Genomic DNA, 23,701 nt, shown 5'->3' with positions numbered 1-23,701 from the left:
TCTTAACATCAAATAAATCGATTGGTATACGCGAATTTATGCGCTTTTTAATCAGATTAATCGGCGTAACCTTAAACCCATACCGACTTCATCTCTGACTACGCAACAGGAGCACGACCATGAAAACCCAACTGATTCTTGCCGCAGCCCTCTCAGTACTGGCCTTCAACAGCTTCGCAGCCGATGGTTTTGATCGCACCCACTCTTCGAGCTTCGCTGAAGATGGCTACAGCCGCACCGGCTCCGCCACAATCGCCGCCGATGGCTATGACCGTACCGGTTCTGCGACCTTTGCTGAAGACGGCTTTGACCAGACCCATTCCGCTACCTTTGCTGAAGACGGTTTTGACCGCACCCATTCCGCGACCCTTGCTGAAGACGGCTTTGACCAGACCCATTCCGCAGCCTTTGCTGAAGATGGTTATGACCGCACCCAGGGCGCACGCTTCAGCTAATACCGAAAGCGGCACTCCAGCCCGGCCCAGGCCGGGCTTAATCTTTTTTGGCGTCAGGAAAAATCTTCACCACGAGGGGCCAGCGTCAATCTTGCTTTGTCATTCGTCCAAATGCCTTGCACTATAAAGGCCCTCTATCTCAGCCGTTTTCGGACAATCCCCATGCATGACGATATCCATTACTACGAACCTTCGCAGGGCCATGGCCTGCCTCATGATCCGTTCAACGCCATCGTCGGGCCTCGCCCCATTGGCTGGATTTCGTCACACGATGCCCAGGGTCGGCTGAATCTTGCGCCGTACAGCTTTTTCAACGCGTTCAACTACATTCCGCCGATCATTGGGTTTTGCAGTGTGGGGCGCAAAGACAGCCTCAATAACATTGAGCAAACCGGTGAGTTCGTATGGAACCTGGCAACGCGCCCATTGGCCGAGGCCATGAACCAAAGCTGTGCGATGGTCGGACCTGAAGTGGATGAGTTTGAGCTGGCCGGACTGACCACAGCGCCTTCACGCGTGATCAGCGTGCCACGTGTCGCCGAGACACCGGTGTCGTTCGAGTGCAAGGTGACGCAGATCATTCAGCTGCAGCGGGCCGATAAAGCGCTCGTGCCAAGCTGGCTGATTTTGGGGGAAGTGGTGGCGGTTCATATCGCCAGGCATCTGCTCAAGGACGGGATCTACGACACGGCAGCAGCAGAGCCGATTTTACGCGGCGGCGGCCCGGCGGATTATTTCCAGCTGGGCCCCGAAGCCTTGTTCAAAATGCATCGCCCACGATAACGCTTACCAGATCAGCTCGGCGTCTTCAGTGACCCCTTGCAGGGCCTGGAGTTGTTCGGCAGCGGCTGCATCGGCCTGGGTCGCTGTCTTGAAGGTTTGCTCCAGCAGAACTTTGTGAAAGCGCGGCGCTCCACCTTCGTACAGGGCCTTAACGGCAATCGCCGCGTGGTAAACCCCTGGTTCTACCGGGACAACGGCAGATACTGCTTCAAACTGTGCAAATTCTTTACGCGCCATGCTTCACATTCCGGCCAGTTAAAAACCGGCATTCTACCCGCTTAACTGGCACGCATCTGCAACGGAACGGGCAACGCTTTGCTGAAGGTCTGAAAATCCAGACTGTCGACGACCTGTAGCTGCAGCAGTTTGCTGTACACCTCCATCGTCGTGGAGTTGAAGTAAGCCTGCATCGATGTCTCATCTAGCCAATGCCCGACCACCTGCCACACCAATGGATCGCTGTGACCATGCTGCAAGGCAAAGTGCAGGCAACCCGGGGTGTTAAGGGTGGGTTCGATCATCTGGTTCAAGCAGGCCTGCACTTGGTCCGAGCACCCGACGCGTGCGCGAACCAGGGTCATGTGGCTGACAGCATTTGGCTGGGGCATGGTGGCCTCCACAAAGAAAAGTGGCGTGAGGGGGAGGTTCAAAGCTTAAGGCTCAACGAGTCGCATCGTTAGTCGATTCCTGCCCTTGGCTTGCACGATTCTGCAAAACCGCATTGATCCAGGGCCCAGTCCTTGGCGGCAAGCACCTCGATCACCCGCATGATTTCGAGCAATGCAGGCCTGCTGAAAGGCGCCCGGCAGCTCAGAACCCTTTGGCGCTGGCAGGATCAGGCAAGGTTGCGGCAGAAATCGGCTACCCCTGAGCCTTGCACAAACTTAAGCTATGGCTTCTTGCTGCCCTACGGGCCCACTGCCTGAATCAGGAGATGCCCCATGTCACTGCCGGAGCCTGCACGCCCTACGCTCGACCCTGAGCTTGAAGCCCGACGCGTAGAGCTGGCCGACCTCATCTACCGCCACACCGGCGAGGATGGCACCTGTGCCACGGGGGTCGAGTCGCTGTTTGTCTCGCGTTACAGCGAGTCCAACGATTTTGCCCCTAGCTTGCCGCAACCGGCACTGTGCGTTCTGGCCCAAGGGCGCAAAGAAGTGCGTCTGGCAGACGAGGATTTTGCCTACGACCCCCTCAACTACCTGGTGGTGTCAGTGTCGATGCCCATCAGTGGCCGCGTGGTGGAAATCTCCCCGGAGCGACCGGTGCTGGCCCTTCGCCTGGATATCGACCCGGTGGAGATCACCACGCTGATCAGCGAGGCGGGGCCCATCGGTGTCCCGTCACGCCCTGGCGGCCGCGGCCTGTATGTCGAGCCCATCGATCAACTGATGCTGGACGCCCTGCTGCGCCTGACCCGTTTGCTCGACACCCCCAAAGACATCGCCATGCTTGCGCCCCTGATCCGCCGCGAGATCCTGTATCGCCTGCTGCGCAGCCCCCAAGGCTACCGGCTGCATGAAATTGCCACCGAAAACAGTCAAACCCACCGTGTAAGCCGTGCGGTTGCCTGGCTCAACGGCCATTTCGCACAACCGCTGCGCATCGACAATCTGGCCCGAGAGGCCAACCTCAGCGTCTCGACCTTGCACCATCGCTTCAAGGCGATGACCGCTATGAGCCCCTTGCAATACCAAAAACAGCTGCGCCTCAACGAAGCCCGCCGGCTGATGTTGAGCGAGGGGCTGGACGCATCGGCTGCAGGCTATCGCGTGGGCTATGAAAGCCCGTCGCAATTCAGCCGCGAGTACAGCCGCCAGTTTGGCGCACCACCGGTACGGGATTTGGCGCGCCTGCGCATGCAGCTATAGCGCCAGCGATTGCTGCCACTGCTGCTCATTCACTTCGATCACGCTGGGGCCCTGACGGTCACCCGCGCTGGACAGTGCAGCACGCAATTGTGCTTCGCCCTCTACCGACTGCGCCGCACACCCCAGGGCCCTGGCCACGCCAATAAAGTCCGGGGTGTAGATGTCGACCCCCACCGGTTCGATGCCCCGGTTGAGCATGTATTTTTTGATTTCTCCGTAGCCCCGGTTATTCCAGAGCAGCACGATGATCGGCGTACGTGCTTCAACGGCGCTGGCCAGCTCGGCCAGGGTAAATTGCAAGCCGCCGTCGCCGATCAGGCATATAACCGGGCCACCCGGTTTCCCCCCGGCACACCGTCCCAACCAGGCCCCCACCGCGGCCGGCAAGGCATAACCCAAAGTGCCGTAACCGGTTGAGGAGTTAAACCAACGGCGTGGCTGTTCCGGGTTGAACGTCAGGTTGCCGGTGTACACCGGTTGGGTAGAGTCCCCCACACAGACGGCCTCTGGCAGCACCTCGAACAGCGTCTGCAAAAAGCGCGTTTGAGCACGGGTGGGCGCATCCCATTCAGCCTCCAGTTCAGCACGCAGACGCATGACCCGCGCCCCGCCCCACTCGCTTGAGGGCACAACACGGGTCTGCATGCCGAGACTGGCCAGCAACGCTTCTGTGGCCACGCGGGCATCAGCCACCAGCGCCAGCGTCGGCGGATAGTTGCGTACGGTTTGATCGGGGTCGATGTCGATACGCAGCAAGGCACCAGGAATCTCAAAGCCGCCGGCAAACGTTACGTCGTAATCGGTTTCGGCCAGCTCAGTGCCAATCGCCATCACCACATCGGCCTCAGCCACCAGTGCCCGGGTCGCTACCAATGACTGGGTAGAGCCGATCAAGAGTGGATGGTCCGATGGCAGCATGCCTTTGGCGTTGATGGTGAGTGCGACGGGGGCGCCCAGTTGCTCGGCCAGAAGGATCAATGCAGGCGCGGCCTCAATCGCGCCACCACCGGCCAGGATCAACGGACGCCGGGCCTGGGCCAGACGCCGGCTCATCTGCTCGATCGCGGCCGGGGCCGCCCCGGCGCGGGCGATGCTGACGGGCTGACTGACCAGCAGCGCGTCAGCGTTTTCCACCAGTACATCCAAGGGGATTTCGATATGCACCGGCCGCGGGCGACCGGCCTGAAATACGGCAAATGCCCGCGCCAGTACCCCCGGCAACTCGGCGGCCGACATCAAGGTATGGGAAAAAGCCGCCACACCGGCTACCAGTGCGCCCTGATTCGGCAGCTCATGCAACTTGCCGCGCCCGCCTCCGAGCTGGCTGCGGGACTGCACACTGGAGATCACCAGCATCGGGATAGAGTCGGCATAGGCCTGACCCATGGCCGTGGTGATATTGGTCATGCCCGGCCCGGTGATAATGAAGCACACACCCGGTTTGCCGCTGGTACGCGCATAGCCGTCAGCCATGAACCCGGCGCCCTGCTCATGGCGCGGCGTCACGTGGCTGATCGTCGAGTCCGCCAGCCCGCGATATAACTCAACGGTGTGCACGCCCGGGATACCGAATACCTGCTCAACCCCGTATGCCTCCAGTAACTTGACCAATACTTCGCCACACGTCGCCATCTGCACAGTCCTGTTGTTGTTCTCGTTTGAGCTATTGAAGCCGCCACGTGTGGCGCGCACAACGCAAAACTGCGCATACTAGCCATGTCCTGGACTCATGGCTGAACTGCGATGAAACGTCTACCGCCACTTCCTGCGCTGCATACTTTTGTAATCACGGCCCAATGCTGCAACTTCACCCGTGCTGCCGAGCAGTTGTACATCACCCAAGGTGCGGTAAGCCGGCAAATTGCCGGGCTTGAGGATCAACTGGGTTACCTGCTGTTCCATCGCCAGGCCCGTGGCCTGAGCCTGACCGAACAAGGCCAGGCGCTGTACCCGCGCATCGAGCAGGCGTTCGACTTGATCGGCGAGGCCATCGAGTACGCCAGCATTCGCCGCACCCCGCTGCAAATCAAAGCCCCCACCTGCATGCTGCGCTGGCTGCTGCCCAAGCTGCTGCAATGGAAAAAACTGCACCCGGACATGCCGGTAGAGCTGACCAGCAGCGTGCAGCATGGCGTCGACTTTCGCCGCGAAGCCTTCGATGCCGCCGTGGTGTACAGCCCACAGCCAGGCCCGCGGCGCGAAGGCCAGCACTTGTTCGACGAACAGCTCACCCCGGTTTGCGCCCCGGACTTGCTGGAAGGCAACCAGGCCATCAATAGCCTGAAAGACCTTGAACGACACACATTGCTGCATCCCAGTCGGGACCAACGAGACTGGACCCACTGGCTGAATGCCGCCGGGGGCGATGTGTCACTGATTCGTCAAAGTCAGTATTTCGACACTCTGGACCTGGCCATGACCGTTGCCGCCCAAGGCAATGGCGTGGCCATCGGCGATTGGGCGCTGATCGGCGACGACCTCAAGGCCGGACGCCTGGTCATGCCGTTCGACTTGAGGATACGCACCGGCGGCGCCTATTACATGGTGTGCTCACCGCGTAACGAACCCTCTCCGCCGCTGCGTGAGCTGATGGCATGGCTGCTGAAGCAGGCACAGGAACAAGCGTCGTAAACGTCAGGAGGACACGCGCGCCCGACACTGGGCGGCGTGGCCTGAACGTTCGGCAGGCAGCCGATCAATACCCCACCGTAAAACGCTGACGCGAATGCCGAGGCTGTTCAACCTCGTCCAGCATCGCGATGGCGAAGTCCGCGAAAGTGATCCAGCTTTTGCCTTCAGCGCTGACCAGCAGGTGGTCTTTACCCAAGCGGAAGGTGCCTGTGCGCGCTCCCTCTACAAACTCGGCAGACGGTGACAGAAACGTCCAGTCCAGCTCTTTTTCGGCGCGCAAGGTCTCCAGATAAACAGCACCTGCCGAAGCTTCAGCCTTATAAGCATCCGGGAAGCCCGGGCTGTCGAGGACGCGTGTGCCATCCGGCAACAACAGCGAAGCGGCGCCACCAACGAACAGCAAGCGCTTGATCCCGGCACGCTTCACCGGCTCGATGATGGCGGCGGCGGGCAAGGTCGAGAAATGAGCCGCACTGAGCACGACATCGTGGCCAGCCACGGCAAGTTGCAGGGCGTGGGCATCGTTGATGTCCACGTCTTTGCTCACGACACCGGCCCGCTCGCCCAGCCTGGAGGCATGCCGGGCGATAGCGGTGACACGATGCCCGCGACGCAGGGCTTCTTCCAGCAATTGGCTACCGGCACGACCGGTGGCTCCGAGAATGGCTATGTTGCTCATGATGTGCTCCGACAGGTTTGATTACACGGGCTCAACCCGCAAGGGTCGTACTCAAATCACCACTTCATTTCGCCCTTGGCGACTTTGGCGCTCAGTTCCAGCGAAGAGACCTCACCCAGATCCGGGTAGCGTTGTTTCATCGCGGCGATCAACTCGTCAGCGTTTTTGGCTTTGATCGTGTGTTCATCGAACGCCTTGATGTAGTCGCGGGTGAAGTGCACCGAACTCAATGAACGATCGTTCGCGCCCAGGTAATGGCCCGGCACCACGATCGAAGGTTGCAGGCTGTCGATACGCTTTAACGTTGCCAGCCATTGTTTGTGCGATTGCGGGGTTTGAGTGTCGGCCATCCACACATGAAGGTTGTCGGCCACGACCACGCCACCCACTACGGCCTTGAGTGATGGAATCCACACGAAGCTGCGGTCTGGCTGGCGGCTGTTGAGACCCACGATGTCCAGTTCCTGACCTTCAAGTTCCAGGGTATTGCCCTTCAGGACGTCGGGCACGATCAGTTTGCGGGGCACATCTGTGCCCATCTTCGGCCCCCAGAACGCCAGTTTTGCATCCTTGGTTTTGACGATGTGCTCAACGGTGGGGGCTGAAGCCACCACCCGGGCGTCCGGGAATGCCTGCGTCAGCGTATCCAGGCCGAAGTAGTAATCCGGATCGCCATGACTGATATAGATCAGGGTGAGGTGTTTGCCACTGGCGCGGATTTTGTCCACCACCTGCCCGGCCTGAGCCTTGCCGAACTGGGCATCCACCAGAATGGCGTCTTTCTCACCGCTGACCAGCACCGACGATACCGGGAAAATCGCAGTCTCTCCCGGGTTGTAGACATCCAGGGTCAAAGGCCCCGGCGCGGCCAGGGCGTGGGCGGCGAAGCTCAGGGCAATCGCGCTGAACAGGTAACGAGGGTGCATTGAAAATCCTGTCATGGTGTTTTTCCAGGTTCATGGCCCGCTGCGGGCAGTGGACAGAGCTTAGTTGCCCGATCGCCAACAAAAAATGCGATGCTTCGACATAGTTTGTTTCAGATATCGGGCAGATCATGGATCGTCTTATCGCAATGCGCGTGTTCGTCACCGTCGTGGATCTCGGCAGCCAGTCAGCTGCTGCTGACCAACTGGACCTGTCGCGGCCGGTGGTATCTCGCTACCTGGCCGAGCTGGAAGCCTGGGTTGGCGCGCGTTTGATGCACCGCACTACGCGCAAGCTGAGCCTGACGACCGCCGGCGAAGAAACCCTGCCACGCTGCCGACAAATGCTCGAGCTGGCCGATGAGCTGCAGGCCGCCGTGACCCTGCCCGGCGATGCACCGCGAGGACTATTGCGCATCAGTGTCAGCACCTCGTTCGGCCAGGCGCAATTGGCCGCCGCCGTCACCGACTATGTGCGTCTGTACCCCGAGGTCAGCGTCGACCTGCAAATGCTCGACCGCACAGTGAACCTGGTGGATGAGCGGATCGACCTGGCGATTCGTACCAGCCATGAGCTGGACCCGAGTTTGATCGCCCGCAAGCTGACGGTCTGCCGCTCTGTGCTCTGTGCCTCGCCGGCGTATCTGCGTGAGCACCCCGCTCCGCAAGAGGTCGAAGCACTCAGCCGGCACAATTGCCTCAGCCATTCCTATTACGGCAAAAGCCTGTGGCATTTCACCCGCAACGCAGAGGACGTGTCTGTTCCGGTCCAGGGCAACATCACCGCCAACGAAGCCAGTACGTTATTGAGCGCCGCCCTGGCGGGTGCAGGCATTACGCTGCTGCCCAGCTATCAGGCGGCAACCTATGTGCAACGCGGCGAACTGGTGCGCCTGCTGCCGGAAGCCGAACCCCGGGTGATGACCATTTACGCGGTGTATGCCTCGCGCAAACAGATGCCCGCCACGCTGCGCAGCATGCTCGACTTTCTCGCAAGCCGTTTCACCGACCCTCCGGAGTGGGATCAGGGTTTGTAGCGAGTAGTCCGTTTGAGGGATGAACCGGGCCGCCACCACTCGTACAACTGGCAGGGCAAGTGCGAGGGTCTGAGCTAGCCTCAACGGTGTGAAGTCTAGGTCTGACTCCGATGGTTAAGGAGAAATGAGTGCCATGACTACTAAAACAAAAACCAGATGCATGACCGTGTTTATCGTATTTGCTGTCGCAGTATTGTTTGCAGGCGCTTGCTACCGCGCCGAGCAAACACGGCAAGCCGGATTGACCGCCAGTTGTCAGGGCGGACACTGCTATTCGTTGAACGCCACGTTCAGCGCTCTGAGGTAAGGACGCCCCGGAGTATCAGGCCGGACTGATCCGTCAGTCCGGCTTGCTCAATACCCATCGCTCAAAAAAGGTATTCGGGCACTGAAAAAAAACACCTTTCAAGTACACTGCCCGGCACAGCCACCACAGGCTTGTCGCCCTGTGGCCTTGTCCTGCAGGTGCTCAGTGACCAACCTGAATCAACCCCCACAACCCAGACCCGCCATCCGCAGCATCCTCGTCGCCCTGATGCTGGCGATTTTTCTGGGTGCTCTGGATCAGACCATTGTCGCTGTCTCGATCCCGGCCATCTCTGCCCAGTTCAAGGATGTCAGCCAATTGGCGTGGGTGATTTCCGGCTACATGGTAGCGATGACCGTGGCGGTTCCGATCTACGGCAAACTCGGGGATCTGTACGGACGTCGGCGCCTGATGCTGTTTGGCATGGGCCTGTTCACCCTGGCTTCGCTATTTTGCGGACTCGCGCAGAACATGGAGCAACTGGTGCTGGCGCGGATCATCCAGGGGATTGGGGCCGGTGGAATGATTTCAGTGAGCCAGGCAATCATCGGCGATATCGTGCCGCCCCGTGAGCGCGGGCGCTATCAGGGCTATTTCAGCAGCATGTATGCGGTGGCCAGCGTGGCCGGCCCCGTGCTCGGCGGCTATATGACCGAGTACCTGTCATGGCGCTGGGTATTCTGGATCAATTTGCCATTGGGGCTGGTGTCGTGGTGGATCGCTCATCGCACCCTGGTCGGGCTGCCGATTCCCCAGCGCAAACCGGTCATCGATTATCTGGGCACGGTGCTGATGATTATCGGCCTGACATCCTTGCTGCTGGGTATCACCTTGATCGGCCAGGGCCACAGTTGGCGCGATGATCAGGTGCTGGCACTGCTGGCTGCAGCGCTGCTCGCCCTGATCCTGTTTGTCTGGCACGAACGCCGCACCCCGGAACCTCTTCTGCCCATGCACCTGTTTGCCAATCGCAATGCGGTGCTGTGCTGGTGCACGGTGTTCTTCACCAGTTTTCAGGCGATCTCACTGATCGTACTCATACCGCTGCGCTATCAAAGCATCACGGGCGCCGGGGCCGACAGCGCCGCATTGCACCTGTTGCCCTTGGCAATGGGCTTGCCCATGGGTGCTTATTTTGCCGGACGCATGACGTCGGTGACCGGCTATTACAAACCCATGATCCTCACCGGCGCACTGATGATGCCGCTGTCCATCCTCGGCATGGCCTTCAGCCCGCCGGATGCCGAACTGCTGAGCGGTGTATTCATGTTGCTCAGCGGGATCGCGGCCGGCATGCAGTTCCCGACGTCTCTGGTCGGGGCGCAGAACTCGGTAGAACAGCGCGATATCGGGGTCTCCACCAGCACCACCAACCTGTTTCGCGCCCTGGGCGGCGCCGTCGGCGTGGCCTTGATGTCGGCCTTGCTCCTCGCGCTGCTTCACGGCACGTTGCTGACCCCTGTGGCCGGGCAAGCACTACTGGGAGAAGGCAGCTCGGGCAACGTCCTGCTCGACAGCCTGAACGCGGCCCAGGGCCCCGCCCTCGAGCATTTGCGTCAAGAGCTGCAGCAGACGTTCCGCCACTTGCTGAGCATCAGCGCAATGATCTCGCTGCTCGGATTATGTGCAGCGATCGCGATGCCCAACCAGGTCTTGCGCGGACGGGAAGACAAGGCCCGGTAATCCCCGGGCTGACTAAGGGGCGCTGCGCACTATCGCAGCCTGCGGCAACAGCTAACAGAGCTTTTAGCGGGCGCTGATCTGTTTTTGCAGGTTCTGAATCTGGCTTTGCAGGGTGTTGATATTGCGTGTCACTTGACCGCGAAACGCATCGAACTCGGCGGTGCTGGCGCCCTGGGTCGGGGCCGGTCGAGTTTCCAGCTCGCTTTTGAGCACGATCAGGTCTTGCTCCAGGCGTTGAACAGCGGCCCCCGGATCGCCCTGTTTTTTCAGGGCCGTGACATCAGTGCTCAGACCTTTGATCTGAGTGTCCAGCCGGGCCTGTTCTGCAACGGCACTTTTCAGCGTGGCCAACTCGGCTTCAAGTTTGGTCTGGCTCTCTTTTTGAGCGGTCACCTGCATCAGCATTGCGGCATTGATTTGCTCAAAACGCTTGTCCAGCTCCCCTTGCTGACCCGTCACCGCAGTTTGCTGACGCTTGCCCTGTTCAAGCAGCTGCTCTTCGAGCTGCCTGATTTGCAGCTTCAGGGCTTCACTGCCGTTGTTGAGGTTCGACTCGCTCGCGACCACCTTGCCGGTGATTGCCTGCAAGCGTCCTGCGGCGTCTTCACTGATCCGCGCAAAACTTTCCTGCGTGGCCACCAGTTGCTGCTCCATCAACGAAATCTGCTGAAAACTCCACCATCCCAGGCCGGCCATCGCCAGCACCAAGGCACAGATCAATGCCCACAAAGGTCCAGTGCTCGGGCCCTTGACCTTGACCACCGGCGTGTCGCGCGAGTAGACCGCGGTGCGCTCCCGCGCCCCGGCAGTCGGCTCCAGCGGGGCGTCGTCGTCCACCGTGGCACGCAAGGTCGGCACATTATCAACGTCGTCGCGGGAATCGTTACGCATGGCAAAACCTTTTCTAAACCTGAGTAAAAGCTGAATGGCCAGAGTATAAACCGCCGACTCTTGCCCTTGATCGTCCTTGGACAGCCGATAGCCGCTTCAGTGCTGCCCCCTCAGCGGTAAGACGTTTCCTGGGCTTTCCACCAGCCGCAAAACTCGTCGAGCGCCGCCCACAGGCTGACGTTGGGCGTGTAATCGAGATAGTGCCGGGCACGACTGATATCGAGCGTGAAGTCCTTGTCCATCATCTGCGCACCCAATCGTGACAAGGATGGTTCCGGCTGGCCGGGCCACAGCTTGCAGCCGGCTTCATTGAGCGCTCCCAGACTGTAGGACAGGCCAAACCCCCGATAACGCGTAACCTGCGGCACGTTCATCTGGCGCATCACGTAATTGATCACATCCCACAGCGGAATCGGCGTGCCATTGCTGATGTTGTACGCCTTGCCCAACGCTGAACCGGTCGCCAGCAAGCTGCTCAATAACGCTTCGTTAAGATTTTGCACACTGGTGAAATCGACCTTGTTCAGGCCATTGCCGACGATGGCGACACGGCCTTTGCGCTGCAACTTCAACAAGCGCGGAAAAAGGCTCATGTCCCCGGCACCGGTGACGAAGCGCGGACGCAATGCAATCACCTCAAGCCCGAACTCCTGGGCGCCGAACACCTTTTGTTCCGCCAGGTTTTTCGTCGCGGCATACGGGTATTTGAAACGCTTGGGAAGTTGTTCTTCCGTCAATCCCACGTGCGAGCGGCCATCGAAATACAGTGACGCGCATGACAGATGCACCAAGCGGCGCACGCGCTGTTTCAGGCAGGCTTCCACCACGTTTTCAGTCACCAGCACGTTATCGCGGTGCAAATCCTGAGCGCGTCCCCACGCTCCCGCTGCCCCCGCGCAATGCACCACTGCGTCGACATCCACACACAGATCGCGCACCAGCAAACCATCAGTCATGTCACCCGGGATAAACTCAGCCCCGCGTCGCACCAAATGTTCGACACCTTCAGCCCGTGGCCCGCTGACCCGCACGTCAAAGCCTTGCTCCAAGGCAAAACGCGCAAAGCGTCCGCCAATAAAGCCGCTCGCGCCAGTGACCAGAATTTTCATCAATCGCTCCAAATGCTGTAATTCGTGTTGCCTGCTGTTTAAACGCTGGTTTTCAGGCCCAAGGCACTAACCAGCGGGACGCCGAACGGGATAAATGTTCGGTCAATTGCCCCAGCAGTTGTCCACCATTGCGCCAATGATGCCAGTACAGTGGCACGTCGATCACTTTATCTGGCAAAAGCTCAACCAGCGTGCCGCTCGCCAGTTGCTCGCGCACCTGCAACTCAGGTGCCAGCCCCCACCCCAGACCGGCCTCGGTCAGGCGGATAAAACCTTCGGACGACGGGCACAAATGGTGCTCGAATCCGCCGTCCACCCCTAACGCCGCCAGGTAACGATGCTGCAGGAAGTCGTCCGGACCAAACACCAGAGCCGGCGTCCTGGGCAATAACTCGGCACTCACCCCGGCCGGAAAATGCCGTGCGATAAACGCCGGGCTGGCCAGCGCCCGGTAACGCATGGCCCCCAGCAACACACTGCGCCCGCCCGTAACAGGCCGCTCACTGGCACACAGGCAAGCCGCCACTTCACCGGCACGCATACGCTTGAGGCCCACGGTCTGATCCTCGACCACCAGATCCAGCAACAGGTGCTGTTCGGCGCAAAAATCCCCCACCGCTTGCGCCCACCATGTCGCCAGGCTATCGGCATTCAAGGCGATACGCAGGCGCTCGGGCAAGCCTTCCTCGTCCAGCGCCGGCACAGCACTTTGCAAGTCACGCTCAAGCAGGCGGACTTGCTGCACATGGTTGAGCAGGCGCCGACCGATCTCGGTCGGCGTTGGCGGGGTTGCCCGAATCAACACCGGCTGACCGATGCGCGCTTCCAGCAACTTGATGCGTTGGGAGATGGCCGATTGGGACAAGCCCAGTACCTGAGCCGCACGTTCAAAACCGGCTTGTTCTACCACGGCGGCCAACGCAGACAGCAATTTATAGTCGAACATCAGTTTTCCTAATGAGCGATCAGCAATATTGGTTTTTCTTATACAGTCAAGGGCCGGAGAATAGCCAGCAACAAACCTCACTTACGCTGTCGTTATCGAGTAAACCTTATGTGGCAAAGCTACTTGAATGGCCTGTTGGTCGCATTCGGCCTGATCATGGCCATCGGCACCCAGAATGCATTCGTACTTGCGCAAAGCCTGCGCCGTGAACATCACCTGCCCGTGGCCGCTTTTTGCGTGGTGTGTGATGCGTTGCTGGTCGCCGCCGGCGTCTTCGGGCTGGCTACCCTTCTGGCGCAAAACCCGGTATTGCTGAGCGTGGCACGCTGGGGGGGCGCGGTGTTTTTACTGTGGTACGGCACCCAGGCGTTGCGGCGGGCCTTTTCTGCTTCCAGCCTGGAACAGTCGGCCGGTCACACGGCGCGCTCGCTCAAGGCCGTGATGCTCAGTGCACTGGCAGTGACCTTGCTCAACCCGCACGTTTACCTTGATACGGTGCTGTTGATCGGCTCCCTGGGGGCACAACAAAGCGTACCCGGAGCGTATGTGGTCGGTGCGGCCAGTGCGTCGCTGCTGTGGTTTTTCACCCTGGCACTGGGGGCTGCCTGGCTGGCGCCCTGGCTGGCACGGCCCAATACCTGGCGGCTGCTGGACCTGTTGGTTGCGGTCATGATGTTTACCGTGGCGGTGCAATTGATCGTCTCGGGTTGAACCGCTAGCCTGTCTTGAGGGCCAGGCAGGCTTGGGAAAGAACGTCAGCACGGGCGAGCATTATCCGAACAGGCATTCCGCTGACGATTCAATCTCGAGCACGTTCACGCCCACCGTGAGATCACAGCCCTTTTTATATCAATCGGGCTGGAACCTCTATTCCACACAGTTGTTGCGTGGTTAAGCCGACACCCCGGTGCTATGATCTTTGCCCTGCGCCGCAAGGAGTAAAAACTCCCCGGCGCGTGTTTGGCCGCCCGTGATCGGCCTTGCGCTCACCGCAACTGACCTGATTAGGAGAACCATCATGGCTTTCGAATTGCCGCCGCTGCCGTACGCACACGATGCCCTGCAGCCGCACATCTCCAAAGAGACCCTGGAGTATCACCACGACAAGCACCACAACACCTACGTCGTGAACCTGAACAACCTGGTGCCTGGCACCGAGTTCGAAGGCAAGACCCTGGAAGAAATCGTCAAGACTTCCTCGGGCGGCATCTTCAACAACGCCGCTCAGGTCTGGAACCACACGTTCTACTGGAACTGCATGACGCCAAACGGCGGCGGCGAGCCTACCGGCGCCCTGGCTGATGCCATCAACGCCTCGTTCGGCTCGTTCGAGAAGTTCAAGGAAGAGTTCAGCAAGACTTCCATCGGCACCTTCGGCTCCGGCTGGGGCTGGCTGGTGAAGAAAGCTGACGGTTCCCTGGCGCTGGCCAGCACCATCGGTGCCGGCAACCCGCTGACCAGCGGCGATACCCCGCTGCTGACGTGCGACGTTTGGGAACACGCTTACTACATCGACTACCGCAACGTACGTCCGAAGTATGTTGAAGCGTTCTGGAACCTCGTTAACTGGAAGTTCGTTGCCGAGCAGTTCGAAGGTAAAACCTTCACCGCTTAAGCCTGACTCCAGGTAAAAAAACCCGGCATTGGCCGGGTTTTTTTTGATCGGAATAAAAGCGCTCGAGTATTACTCTGTTCTACGATTCAAACTCAGGGAACAAAAGCCCACCCCGTAAATCGTAAGGATGCTGCGCGACGCCTTGCCCTCTAAGTCCGTACGGATTATTCAGGGGCATGGCCCATGCATTGTCGGCAAGGAACAAGGAATAGCCCTTTGAAGCGGGACCTCAAAAATAGCCTGTCGGTCACGTTATTACGAATCGTGCTGCTAGCGGCATTGGCCGTAGGCGGCGTACTGAGCTGCGCACAGATTGTTTTCGACGCATACAAGACGCGACATTCGGTCGAAGTGGACGCCGAACGCATCCTCGACATGTTTCGCGATCCATCGACGCAGGCGGTGTATAGCCTGGACCGAGAAATGGGGATGCAGGTCATTGAAGGGCTTTTCCAGGATACGGCTGTGCGTCATGCCTCTATCGGCCACCCGAACGAAACCACCCTGGCCGAAAAATCACGCCCCCTGGATGACTCGCCCAGCCGCTGGCTGACCGATTTAATCATGGGAAAGGAACGCACGTTCACAACTGCGCTGGTGAGTCGCGAACCTTTCAGCGAGTACTACGGTGACCTGAGCATTACCCTCGACACGGCCACCTACGGCCAGGCCTTTTTGCTCAATGCCCTGATCCTTTTCATCTCGGGTGTATTGCGTGCCCTGTTGATGGGGCTGGTGCTGTACCTGGTTTATCACTGGCTGCTGACACGCCCGCTGTCACACATCATTGAGCATCTGGCCAGCATCAACCCGGATCGCCCCGGTGAGCGCGTACTGCCACATATCAAGGGCCATGAGCGCAACGAATTGGGGATCTGGGTCAACACTGCCAACCAGTTGCTGGCCTCGATAGAGCGTAATACGCGGCTGCGCCATGAAGCCGAAAACTCCTTGTTGCGCATGGCTGAGTACGATTTTCTGACCGGACTGCCGAACCGCCAGCAATTGCAGACGCTGCTGGGCAAAATCCTTGTCGATGCCGGCCGGTCGCAACGCCGCGTCGCGGTGCTGTGCGTCGGGCTGGATGACTTCAAGAGTATCAATGAACAGTATGGGTATCAGGCCGGCGATCAATTGCTGCAAGCCCTGACCGATCGCATGCGCGTGCACAATGCAAGCCTGGGCGCTCTGGCGCGCCTCGGGGGCGACCAGTTCGCATTGGTGCCGGCCCACATCGAACACCCTTATGAAGCCGCCGAGCTGGCGCAAAGTATTCTGGATGACCTGGAAAACCCGTTCTGCCTGAACCCGCAAAGCATCCGCCTGCGCGCCACGATCGGTATTACCCTGTTCCCGGAAGATGGCGATACCAGTGAACAGCTGCTGCAAAGAGCCGAGCAGACCATGACGCTGGCCAAAAGCAGCTCACGCGGGCGCTACCAGTTTTATATCGCCAGCGTCGACCGTGAGATGCGCCGCATACGCGAGCTGGAAAAAGACCTGGGCGAAGCCCTGCCGCGCGATCAGCTCTATCTCGTCTACCAGCCGCAGATCCGCTACAGCGACCACCGCGTGGTCGGTGTCGAAGCCTTGTTGCGCTGGAAACACCCCGTACACGGGATGATTGCCCCCGATGTGTTCATCCCCCTGGCAGAAAAAAACGCCAGCATCATTGCCATTGGCGAGTGGGTTCTGGACCGGGCCTGTCATCAGTTGCGTGAATGGCATGTTCAGGGCCTTGGTGAACTGCGCATGGCGGTCAATCTGTCCACGGTGCAGCTCCATCACGCCGGGCTGCCACGGATGGTCAATACGCTATTGCAGCGCTACCGCCTGCCAGCCCACAGCCTTGAGCTGGAAGTCACCGAAACCAGCCTGATGGAAGACATCAATATCGCCGCTGAGCACTTGTTGAGCCTGCGGCATTGCGGGGCACTGATTGCGATCGATGACTTCGGCACGGGCTATTCATCACTGAACTACCTCAAGACCCTGCCACTCGACAAAATCAAGATCGATAAAAGCTTCGTGCAAGACCTGAATGAAGCTGACGACGATGCAACCATCGTGCGCACCATCATTCAGCTGGGTCATAACCTGGGGATGCAAGTCATTGCAGAAGGGGTCGAAACCCTTGAACAGGAAGCCTATGTCATCCGTGAAGGCTGTCATGAAGGCCAGGGTTACCTGTACAGCAAACCCTTGAATGCAGGTGAGATGAGCCTGTACCTGAAACAGGCGCAGCACTGCAATCCACTGATTGTGTAAGCAGCAATTTCTGAATTGACCAATGCGCTGGACCAGACACAAAGTAAATAAGAAATATTTACAACGCTAACCCTTTACACAAAATGCAAATCTTTCGCATCATGTGGCATGTTCTGTGTGCAGTCGCACGCTTGTCCCACCTCTCGAAGCAGGATTTTCGCCATGATTCGTATGCCTCTGGCCACCGCCAGTCTGCTGGCCATTGCTATTTCACTCGCCGGTTGTGGCGACAAGGACCAGGAAAAAGCCGCGACGGCGCCAACGCCGGCAACCGCCAGCTCCGCGACACCCGCTTCCGATGTCAGCGCAGCCAAAGTTGACGAAGCTGCTGCCAAGGCAGTTGTAGCCCATTACGCAGACATCGTTCACGCCGTGTACAGCGATGCCGAGTCCACTGCGAAAAAACTGCAAACCGCGATCGATGCCTTCCTGGCCAAGCCGAACGACGAAACCCTGAAAGCTGCCAGGGCCGCTTGGGTCGAAGCCCGCGTACCGTACCTGCAGAGCGAAGTATTCCGCTTCGGCAACACCATCATTGATGACTGGGAAGGCCAAGTGAACGCCTGGCCACTGGACGAAGGCCTGATCGACTACGTCGACTCCAGCTATGCCCACGCACTGGGTAACCCGGGAGCCAACGCCAACATCATCGCCAACACCCAGATTCAAGTCGGCGAAGACAAGGTCGACGTGACCGAAATCACGCCTGAAACCCTGGCCAGCCTGAACGAACTGGGCGGCTCTGAAGCCAACGTAGCCACCGGCTACCACGCCATTGAATTCCTGCTGTGGGGCCAGGATCTGAACGGCACCGGCCCTGGTGCGGGCAACCGCCCGGCTTCGGACTACCTTGAAGGCGAAGGCGCCACCGGTGGACACAATGATCGCCGTCGCGCCTACCTCAAGGCTGTGACTCAATTGCTGATCAACGACCTGAATGAAATGGTCGGCAACTGGGCACCGAACGTGCCTGACAACTACCGCGCCACGCTGGAAGCCGAACCGGTACAAAACGGTCTGCGCAAAATGCTGTTCGGCATGGGCAGCTTGTCGCTGGGCGAACTGGCAGGCGAGCGCATGAAAGTGTCGCTGGAAGCCAACTCCCCTGAAGACGAGCAAGACTGCTTCAGCGACAACACGCACAACTCGCACTTCTACGATGCCAAAGGCATTCGTAACGTGTACCTGGGCGAGTATGTCCGCGCTGATGGCACCACCATGACCGGCCCAAGCCTGTCGTCGCTGGTTGTGGTCATCGACCCGACCGCAGACGCCACGCTGAAATCCGATCTGGCCGACACCGAAACCAAGATCCAGGTCATGGTTGATCGCGCCAACAAGGGCGAGCATTACGACCAACTGATTGCCGCCGGTAACGAAGCGGGCAACCAGGTAGTACGTGACGCCATCGCCGCCCTCGTCAAGCAGACCGCCGCCATCGAACAGGCTGCCGGCAAGCTGGGCATCGGCGACCTGAACCCGGACAACGCCGATCACGATTTCTGATCTGCCCGGTTTGAATGAGGCGGCCTTCGGGCCGCCTTTTTTTGTGGGCCTAAAACTGCATTGCGTCGCTGCTGGCGAGGTGCGAAGGCTGAACACAGCGGTCGCAAGCGAGCGCTTCGGCGTATCAGAAAAAGTGAGTGCTGCGCTCTACGGCTGCTTCGCACCCGGTTGCAGCCTCATCCCTTGTCAACGGCTACAAAGCGGAACACCCAACTGTCAAACCAAACGCTAATTCCTCTTATTTCAATTCAGCTTCCCTGCTAAACTTTGCGCCCTCGATTTTGCTCACGGAACTGGACGCTCGATGCCTTCGCTGCCTCTTCGCGTCTCTCTGCTGCTACTGGCCCTTGGCCTTGGCGGTTGTGATGATGCCCCGCACTTTACCCAGCCCGAGCCCGGCGAAGCCCGCTCTGGCGGGGCTGCGACAGTGCGCAAAAGCGATCACAATGCGTTTTCCATGCCGTCGGCAAATCTCTCCCCGACTCGACGCCTGGACTTCAGTGTCGGCAACAGCTTCTTTCGCAGCCCTTGGGTGATGGCCCCGTCCACCACCACCGCACGTGATGGCCTGGGCCCGCTGTTCAATACCAACGGCTGCCAGAACTGCCATATCAAAGATGGCCGGGGACACCCGCCAGCACCGGGCGCCAAGAACGCCGTGTCGATGCTGGTACGTCTGTCGATCCCCAACGACCCCACTTACGCCACGCTGATCGAACAGGCCGGGATCGTGCCCGAGCCCGTTTACGGCGGCCAACTGCAAGACATGGCGGTGCCCGGCGTGGCTCCCGAAGGCAAGGTCCGGGTCGATTACGAGCCGGTCACCGTGCGTTTCACAGACGGTACCGAAGTCGAATTACGCAAGCCCACGTTGAACATCACCCAGTTGGGCTATGGCCCGATGCATCCCGACACCCGTGTTTCGGCTCGGGTTGCACCGCCGATGATCGGGCTGGGGCTGCTGGAGGCAATTGCTGACGAGGCGATTTTGGCCAACGCCAAAGCCAATAACCGCGACGGCATCAACGGACGCCCTAACCGGGTGTGGGATGACGCTCAGCAAAAAACGGTGCTGGGTCGTTTTGGCTGGAAAGCAGGTCAACCGAACCTCAATCAACAAAATGTTCACGCGTTTTCTGGTGACATGGGGCTGACCACCTCCCTGAGGCCGTTTGATGATTGCACTGCGACCCAAACCGCCTGTCTCGAGGCACCCAACGGCAATGGCCCCGACGGTGAGCCCGAGGTCAGCGACAATATTCTGCGTCTGGTTGAATTCTATACGCGCAACCTCGGGGTCCCGGCTCGACGTGATGTGGGCTCTGCGCAGGTGCTGGCCGGGAAAAACCTGTTCTATCAGACCGGCTGCACCTCGTGCCATACCCCGTCATTCACCACATCAGCCACTGCCGCTGAACCGGAACTGGCCAACCAGGTCATTCGCCCCTACAGCGACCTGCTGTTGCACGACATGGGGCCAGGCCTGGCCGACAACCGCACCGAATTTACTGCCAGTGGCCGCGACTGGCGCACGCCGCCCCTGTGGGGCATTGGTTTGACCCAGGCCGTCAGTGGCCACACCCAGTTTTTGCACGATGGCCGTGCCCGCAACCTGCTTGAAGCCGTGCTGTGGCACGGCGGCGAGGCCGAGCCGGCCAAGCAGCAGGTTTTACGCTTTAATGCCGAGCAGCGCGCTGCGTTGCTGGCGTTCCTGAACTCTCTTTAACGTCTTACAACACCGGGGACCCCGACATGTTTCGACCCAAACTGTTGTTCACCAGCCTTGCAGCCCTCGCCTTGGGCGCATGCTCGCCACAAGACCCTCAAGCCGTGACGTCGGCCGCGATCGCCAAGCAAGTGATTTTGCCCACCTACACCCGCTGGGTTGAAGCTGATCGCCAATTGGCAGTCAGCGCCCTGGCCTTTTGTCAGGGCAAGGAAACACTCGAAACTGCCAAGGCTGATTACTTGCACGCGCAAAAAGCCTGGGCCGAGTTGCAACCGCTGCTGATCGGGCCGCTGGCTGAGGGCAATCGCTCCTGGCAGGTTCAGTTCTGGCCGGACAAAAAGAACCTTGTGGGGCGTCAGGTCGAGCAACTGGTGATTGCCCAGCCGCAGATCGATGCCGCGGCACTGGCCAAGTCCAGCGTTGTGGTTCAGGGCTTGTCGGCCTATGAGTACATTCTGTTCGACAGCAAGATCGATCTCGCTGACGCTGCACAAAAAGCCCGCTACTGCCCGCTGTTGACCGCCATCGGCGAGCGTCAAAAGCTGCTGGCCGAAGAAATCCTGGCGGGCTGGAACAACACTGATGGCATGCTCGCCCAGATGAGCAAGTTCCCGAACCAGCGCTATGCCGATTCCCACGAAGCCATCGCTGACCTGCTGCGCGTACAAGTGACGGCACTGGACACCCTGAAGAAAAAACTCGGCACGCCAATGGGCCGCCAGAGCAAGGGCATCCCTCAACCGTTCCAGGCCGATGCATGGCGCAGCGAATCCTCACTGCAAAGCCTGGCAGCCAGCCTCGCAGCAGCCCAGACCGTATGGCTCGGGGTCGACAACAAAGGCCTGCGCGGCTTGCTGCCGTCTGACCAAAAACCACTGGCCGACAAAATCGATGCGGCCTACGCGGCATCGCTCAAGCTGTTCAACGACGAGCCGCGTTCGCTCAACGAGATGCTGGCTGATGACGCCGGTCGCGCCCACCTGAACGCCATCTACGACAGCCTGAACGTGGTTCACCGCCTGCACGAAGGTGAGCTGGCCAAAGCGCTCGGCATCCAGCTGGGCTTTAACGCCAACGACGGCGATTGATGAGGGAAGGTTCGATGATGCGCAGGCAAGCACTTAAGCTTGGCAGTTTGCTGCTGACTGCAGTCACGCTGGGCGGCTGGTCGTTGTTCAAGCAAAAAGGCCAGGCCTCGCTGCTATTGAGTGCCCGTGACGATGCAGACGGCAATCATTATGCCGTCGGCTATCGACTCGACGGCACCCGGGTGTTCAGTACCCGGGTCGGCCAACGCTGCCATGACATCATCAACCATCCGACACTGCCCATTGCCCTGTTCGTGGCCCGGCGCCCCGGCACCGAAAGCTACCTGATCAACCTGAATGACGGGCAGTTGCTGCAAACCGTGACGTCCCTGCCCAACCGCCATTTCTATGGCCATGCGGTGATTCACAAGGATGGTGAATGGCTGTACGCCACTGAAAATGACACCACCGACCCGGGTCGAGGGTTGCTGGGGGTTTATCGCTTTGAAGGCGAACGCCTGATCCACAGCGGCGAAATCCCGACCCACGGCGTGGGCCCGCATCAGGTGTCGTGGATGCCGGACGGCGAAACACTGGTCGTGGCCAATGGTGGTATTCGTACCGAGGCCGAAAGCCGGGTCGAGATGAACCTGAATGCGATGGAGCCCAGCCTGGTGCTAATGCAACGCGATGGCACCCTGCTGAGCAAGGAAACCCTGAGCCAGCAAATGAACAGCGTTCGGCATTTGGGCATTGCCAGCGACGGCACGGTGGTGGCGTGTCAGCAGTTCATGGGCGATGCCCACGAACTGTCCGAATTACTGGCCATCAAGCGCCCCGGGCAAGCGTTCGAAGCGTTTCCGGTAGATGAAGCACAACTGCGTGCGATGGGCCATTACACAGCCAGTGTCGCGGTTCACAGTGAGCTGCGACTGGTCGCACTCACCGCTCCGCGAGGCAATCGGTTCTTTGTCTGGGATCTGGACAGTGGCGCCTTGCGCCTGGATGCACCCTTGCCGGACTGTGCCGGGGTCGGCGCGGTGAAAGAAGGTTTTGTCGTCACATCCGGTCAAGGCCGATGCCGTTTCTACGATTGTCGTCAGATGCCCCTGACAGCCAAACCGCTGGACTTGCCGTCCGGGCTCTGGGACAACCATTTGCACGTCATGTAAACGCCACCAGGGCCGAACCGGGGGCTTGTAGCCACTGCCGAAGGCTGCGACAGGCTGTATAGCAACCCCGAGCGAAGGCCCCGGGCCCTTTTCGCAGCCTGCGGCAGAGGCTACAGGACGTATCAGCCCTGCGGTCGCAGCCCTTGGGACATTCCGAACATAAACAGCAGCAGTTGATGATCAGGTTGCGCCACCGTCGTTACTTTAGCCATTCGCGGCAACGGGCAATACGTCCCGCTGGTTGCCGAACTTAACACCTCAAGCCGGGGTTCTTCCCAGGCTGCCATCGCCACAGAAGCGATGGCCAGAGCCGCCAGCAAAAACAAACTTCGTGCTATTTCTCGCCTCATCACCGTAACCCTTTGATGGCGCTGCCAAACACCGTTTCATAAAAGTAGTTCAGTTTGTTCCAGTCGTTGGCATTCCACGACGAATGGCGACGAAGCTGTTTGAGATCGTGCGAGGCCGCCTTGTAGGGCGTGAGACGTTGACGGCTTTTTTCCAGGTCCAGCAGGGCTATATTCACCTGCGCAGTGTCACCGCTACCGATGACCCGAACGAACACATGCTTGGGATACAGGCAGCCATGTTGCCACCGCCCCAGGTGCATCCGCGCCAGGGTCTGGGCAATGGTTTCAAGCACACGGTCATGTACAGTTTCGCCGTGGCGCTCACGTTCACCGGCGGCATACCAATTATCAATTTCGACAAAACCGTCCAGGGCTGCAGTCACCAGCAATGCCCGCCATTGCTTGTCTGCGCCTTGCCGTGCGCCGCAGTACACCAGCTCTGGCACGCCCACCGCCAGACGCTGCAATGCCTGAAGGGCATCACGCTCACGCAGGACCGTGGGACGACCCAGCGGGTAACGCCAGCTGCGGTAGATATGCCCGACCTGGCGTTTGACATAGAGCAACCGCCCATTGGCATCGTGAATGCGCTGCACACCACTCTCCCCCCCACGACGCCGGTTGGGTTCCTCGACCCATTCGCCTTGCTGGTTCCAGTAGAACTCAAACAGGTCTTCGGTCACCGATGGGGAATGCTGTGCAAAATCAACGGCCATGC

Annotated in this window: 23 protein-coding genes; 13 read left to right on the top strand and 10 right to left on the bottom strand. The window is 59.6% G+C overall.

Going from position 1 to position 23,701, the window contains the following annotated elements; all coding sequences use genetic code 11:
• Window positions 1-119 precede the first annotated feature (119 nt).
• Both AWM69_RS15125 and AWM69_RS15120 read left to right on the top strand, forming a co-directional pair.
• Complete coding sequence (locus tag AWM69_RS15125; RefSeq protein ID WP_131652390.1) at window positions 120-455, top strand: hypothetical protein; 336 nt, start codon at window positions 120-122, stop codon at window positions 453-455.
• A 162-nt stretch (window positions 456-617) separates the two neighbouring features.
• Entirely contained in the window at window positions 618-1,238 is a 621-nt protein-coding gene (locus AWM69_RS15120; RefSeq protein ID WP_048377922.1) for a flavin reductase family protein, read from the top strand.
• 3 nt (window positions 1,239-1,241) lie between these two features.
• On the opposite strand, the gene AWM69_RS15115 is transcribed toward AWM69_RS15120, so the two are convergent.
• Complete coding sequence (locus AWM69_RS15115) at window positions 1,242-1,475, bottom strand: hypothetical protein (RefSeq protein ID WP_218727384.1); 234 nt, start codon at window positions 1,473-1,475, stop codon at window positions 1,242-1,244.
• A gap of 41 nt (window positions 1,476-1,516) precedes the next feature.
• Complete coding sequence (locus AWM69_RS15110; RefSeq protein ID WP_131652389.1) at window positions 1,517-1,846, bottom strand: putative quinol monooxygenase; 330 nt, start codon at window positions 1,844-1,846, stop codon at window positions 1,517-1,519.
• A gap of 333 nt (window positions 1,847-2,179) precedes the next feature.
• Between AWM69_RS15110 and AWM69_RS15105 the strand changes: the two genes are divergently transcribed.
• The gene (locus AWM69_RS15105) at window positions 2,180-3,109 is read left to right on the top strand and encodes an AraC family transcriptional regulator (protein ID WP_218727382.1); all 930 of its coding nucleotides are present in this window, start codon (window positions 2,180-2,182) and stop codon (window positions 3,107-3,109) included.
• Here AWM69_RS15105 and AWM69_RS15100 read toward each other — a convergent pair.
• Window positions 3,104-4,741, bottom strand: a complete 1,638-nt coding sequence (locus tag AWM69_RS15100; protein ID WP_218727380.1) for a 5-guanidino-2-oxopentanoate decarboxylase — start codon at window positions 4,739-4,741, stop codon at window positions 3,104-3,106. The two genes, AWM69_RS15105 and AWM69_RS15100, sit on opposite strands and share 6 nt — an antisense overlap.
• A 111-nt stretch (window positions 4,742-4,852) precedes the next feature.
• On the opposite strand from AWM69_RS15100, the gene AWM69_RS15095 reads away from it, so the two are divergent.
• On the top strand, window positions 4,853-5,740 hold the full coding sequence (locus tag AWM69_RS15095) for a LysR substrate-binding domain-containing protein (protein ID WP_218727378.1): 888 nt from the start codon (window positions 4,853-4,855) through the stop codon (window positions 5,738-5,740).
• Between the two features lie 64 nt (window positions 5,741-5,804).
• Here AWM69_RS15095 and AWM69_RS15090 read toward each other — a convergent pair whose 3' ends face one another.
• Entirely contained in the window at window positions 5,805-6,419 is a 615-nt protein-coding gene (locus tag AWM69_RS15090; RefSeq protein ID WP_218727376.1) for an NAD(P)-dependent oxidoreductase, read from the bottom strand.
• 56 nt (window positions 6,420-6,475) lie between these two features.
• Complete coding sequence (locus tag AWM69_RS15085; RefSeq protein ID WP_218727374.1) at window positions 6,476-7,360, bottom strand: MBL fold metallo-hydrolase; 885 nt, start codon at window positions 7,358-7,360, stop codon at window positions 6,476-6,478.
• A 113-nt stretch (window positions 7,361-7,473) separates the two neighbouring features.
• On the opposite strand from AWM69_RS15085, the gene AWM69_RS15080 reads away from it, so the two are divergent.
• Complete coding sequence (locus AWM69_RS15080; RefSeq protein ID WP_131652384.1) at window positions 7,474-8,379, top strand: LysR family transcriptional regulator; 906 nt, start codon at window positions 7,474-7,476, stop codon at window positions 8,377-8,379.
• A 472-nt stretch (window positions 8,380-8,851) separates the two neighbouring features.
• Window positions 8,852-10,369 carry an MDR family MFS transporter gene (locus tag AWM69_RS15075; protein ID WP_218727373.1) on the top strand — a complete coding sequence of 506 codons (1,518 nt, stop codon included), beginning with the start codon at window positions 8,852-8,854 and terminating at the stop codon, window positions 10,367-10,369.
• 63 nt (window positions 10,370-10,432) lie between these two features.
• On the opposite strand, the gene AWM69_RS15070 is transcribed toward AWM69_RS15075, so the two are convergent.
• The 3 genes from AWM69_RS15070 to AWM69_RS15060 all read right to left on the bottom strand — a co-directional run bounded on the left by AWM69_RS15070 (window position 10,433) and on the right by AWM69_RS15060 (window position 13,315).
• Entirely contained in the window at window positions 10,433-11,260 is an 828-nt protein-coding gene (locus AWM69_RS15070; RefSeq protein ID WP_218727371.1) for an ATPase, read from the bottom strand.
• A gap of 110 nt (window positions 11,261-11,370) precedes the next feature.
• Window positions 11,371-12,369 carry an NAD(P)-dependent oxidoreductase gene (locus tag AWM69_RS15065; RefSeq protein WP_131652381.1) on the bottom strand — a complete coding sequence of 333 codons (999 nt, stop codon included), beginning with the start codon at window positions 12,367-12,369 and terminating at the stop codon, window positions 11,371-11,373.
• 52 nt (window positions 12,370-12,421) lie between these two features.
• Window positions 12,422-13,315, bottom strand: a complete 894-nt coding sequence (locus AWM69_RS15060) for a LysR family transcriptional regulator ArgP (protein WP_131652380.1) — start codon at window positions 13,313-13,315, stop codon at window positions 12,422-12,424.
• A 108-nt stretch (window positions 13,316-13,423) separates the two neighbouring features.
• On the opposite strand from AWM69_RS15060, the gene AWM69_RS15055 reads away from it, so the two are divergent.
• The 7 genes from AWM69_RS15055 to AWM69_RS15025 all read left to right on the top strand — a co-directional run bounded on the left by AWM69_RS15055 (window position 13,424) and on the right by AWM69_RS15025 (window position 22,633).
• Window positions 13,424-14,026: a LysE/ArgO family amino acid transporter gene (locus AWM69_RS15055; protein ID WP_048377935.1), complete on the top strand. Its 603-nt coding sequence runs from the start codon at window positions 13,424-13,426 to the stop codon at window positions 14,024-14,026.
• Window positions 14,027-14,333: 307 nt separating this feature from the next.
• Window positions 14,334-14,930, top strand: coding sequence for a superoxide dismutase (locus AWM69_RS15050; RefSeq protein ID WP_218727369.1), 597 nt, complete (start codon window positions 14,334-14,336; stop codon window positions 14,928-14,930).
• Between the two features lie 183 nt (window positions 14,931-15,113).
• Complete coding sequence (locus tag AWM69_RS15045; RefSeq protein WP_373274328.1) at window positions 15,114-17,198, top strand: putative bifunctional diguanylate cyclase/phosphodiesterase; 2,085 nt, start codon at window positions 15,114-15,116, stop codon at window positions 17,196-17,198.
• 162 nt (window positions 17,199-17,360) lie between these two features.
• A complete protein-coding gene (locus AWM69_RS15040; RefSeq protein WP_218727366.1) occupies window positions 17,361-18,704 on the top strand; it encodes an imelysin family protein in 1,344 nt (447 codons plus the stop codon).
• 304 nt (window positions 18,705-19,008) lie between these two features.
• Window positions 19,009-20,430 (top strand): di-heme oxidoredictase family protein, encoded by a 1,422-nt coding sequence (locus tag AWM69_RS15035; RefSeq protein WP_131652375.1) that lies wholly within the window; start codon window positions 19,009-19,011, stop codon window positions 20,428-20,430.
• A gap of 26 nt (window positions 20,431-20,456) precedes the next feature.
• A complete protein-coding gene (locus AWM69_RS15030; RefSeq protein WP_218727365.1) occupies window positions 20,457-21,521 on the top strand; it encodes an imelysin family protein in 1,065 nt (354 codons plus the stop codon).
• Between the two features lie 14 nt (window positions 21,522-21,535).
• The gene (locus AWM69_RS15025; RefSeq protein WP_218727363.1) at window positions 21,536-22,633 is read left to right on the top strand and encodes a DUF1513 domain-containing protein; all 1,098 of its coding nucleotides are present in this window, start codon (window positions 21,536-21,538) and stop codon (window positions 22,631-22,633) included.
• A 122-nt stretch (window positions 22,634-22,755) separates the two neighbouring features.
• On the opposite strand, the gene AWM69_RS15020 is transcribed toward AWM69_RS15025, so the two are convergent.
• Together AWM69_RS15020 and AWM69_RS15015 are read right to left on the bottom strand one after the other, a co-directional pair.
• Window positions 22,756-22,983: a hypothetical protein gene (locus AWM69_RS15020; RefSeq protein ID WP_131652372.1), complete on the bottom strand. Its 228-nt coding sequence runs from the start codon at window positions 22,981-22,983 to the stop codon at window positions 22,756-22,758.
• Window positions 22,983-23,699, bottom strand: a complete 717-nt coding sequence (locus tag AWM69_RS15015) for a lipopolysaccharide kinase InaA family protein (protein ID WP_131652371.1) — start codon at window positions 23,697-23,699, stop codon at window positions 22,983-22,985. Before AWM69_RS15015 ends, AWM69_RS15020 begins: the two co-directional genes overlap by 1 nt.
• Between the last annotated feature and the right edge of the window lie 2 nt (window positions 23,700-23,701).

The organism is Pseudomonas sp. D1HM (assembly GCF_019266105.1).
GTDB lineage: Bacteria > Pseudomonadota > Gammaproteobacteria > Pseudomonadales > Pseudomonadaceae > Aquipseudomonas > Aquipseudomonas taetrolens.
This window is presented reverse-complemented; position numbering and strand designations above follow the sequence as displayed.

Excerpts from the sequence above, each read along its gene's own strand:
- AWM69_RS15055 (WP_048377935.1), top strand. The coding sequence starts at position 13,424 with ATGTGGCAAAGCTACTTGAATGGCCTGTTGGTCGCATTCGGCCTGATC.
- AWM69_RS15115 (WP_218727384.1), bottom strand. The coding sequence starts at position 1,475 with ATGGCGCGTAAAGAATTTGCACAGTTTGAAGCAGTATCTGCCGTTGTC.
- AWM69_RS15025 (WP_218727363.1), top strand. The coding sequence starts at position 21,536 with ATGATGCGCAGGCAAGCACTTAAGCTTGGCAGTTTGCTGCTGACTGCA.
- AWM69_RS15100 (WP_218727380.1), bottom strand. The coding sequence starts at position 4,741 with ATGGCGACGTGTGGCGAAGTATTGGTCAAGTTACTGGAGGCATACGGG.
- AWM69_RS15035 (WP_131652375.1), top strand. The coding sequence starts at position 19,009 with ATGCCTTCGCTGCCTCTTCGCGTCTCTCTGCTGCTACTGGCCCTTGGC.
- AWM69_RS15110 (WP_131652389.1), bottom strand. The coding sequence starts at position 1,846 with ATGCCCCAGCCAAATGCTGTCAGCCACATGACCCTGGTTCGCGCACGC.
- AWM69_RS15120 (WP_048377922.1), top strand. The coding sequence starts at position 618 with ATGCATGACGATATCCATTACTACGAACCTTCGCAGGGCCATGGCCTG.
- AWM69_RS15045 (WP_373274328.1), top strand. The coding sequence starts at position 15,114 with ATGCATTGTCGGCAAGGAACAAGGAATAGCCCTTTGAAGCGGGACCTC.
- AWM69_RS15020 (WP_131652372.1), bottom strand. The coding sequence starts at position 22,983 with ATGAGGCGAGAAATAGCACGAAGTTTGTTTTTGCTGGCGGCTCTGGCC.
- AWM69_RS15060 (WP_131652380.1), bottom strand. The coding sequence starts at position 13,315 with ATGTTCGACTATAAATTGCTGTCTGCGTTGGCCGCCGTGGTAGAACAA.
- AWM69_RS15105 (WP_218727382.1), top strand. The coding sequence starts at position 2,180 with ATGTCACTGCCGGAGCCTGCACGCCCTACGCTCGACCCTGAGCTTGAA.
- AWM69_RS15040 (WP_218727366.1), top strand. The coding sequence starts at position 17,361 with ATGATTCGTATGCCTCTGGCCACCGCCAGTCTGCTGGCCATTGCTATT.
- AWM69_RS15030 (WP_218727365.1), top strand. The coding sequence starts at position 20,457 with ATGTTTCGACCCAAACTGTTGTTCACCAGCCTTGCAGCCCTCGCCTTG.
- AWM69_RS15095 (WP_218727378.1), top strand. The coding sequence starts at position 4,853 with ATGAAACGTCTACCGCCACTTCCTGCGCTGCATACTTTTGTAATCACG.
- AWM69_RS15070 (WP_218727371.1), bottom strand. The coding sequence starts at position 11,260 with ATGCGTAACGATTCCCGCGACGACGTTGATAATGTGCCGACCTTGCGT.
- AWM69_RS15090 (WP_218727376.1), bottom strand. The coding sequence starts at position 6,419 with ATGAGCAACATAGCCATTCTCGGAGCCACCGGTCGTGCCGGTAGCCAA.
- AWM69_RS15080 (WP_131652384.1), top strand. The coding sequence starts at position 7,474 with ATGGATCGTCTTATCGCAATGCGCGTGTTCGTCACCGTCGTGGATCTC.
- AWM69_RS15050 (WP_218727369.1), top strand. The coding sequence starts at position 14,334 with ATGGCTTTCGAATTGCCGCCGCTGCCGTACGCACACGATGCCCTGCAG.
- AWM69_RS15085 (WP_218727374.1), bottom strand. The coding sequence starts at position 7,360 with ATGACAGGATTTTCAATGCACCCTCGTTACCTGTTCAGCGCGATTGCC.
- AWM69_RS15065 (WP_131652381.1), bottom strand. The coding sequence starts at position 12,369 with ATGAAAATTCTGGTCACTGGCGCGAGCGGCTTTATTGGCGGACGCTTT.
- AWM69_RS15015 (WP_131652371.1), bottom strand. The coding sequence starts at position 23,699 with ATGGCCGTTGATTTTGCACAGCATTCCCCATCGGTGACCGAAGACCTG.
- AWM69_RS15125 (WP_131652390.1), top strand. The coding sequence starts at position 120 with ATGAAAACCCAACTGATTCTTGCCGCAGCCCTCTCAGTACTGGCCTTC.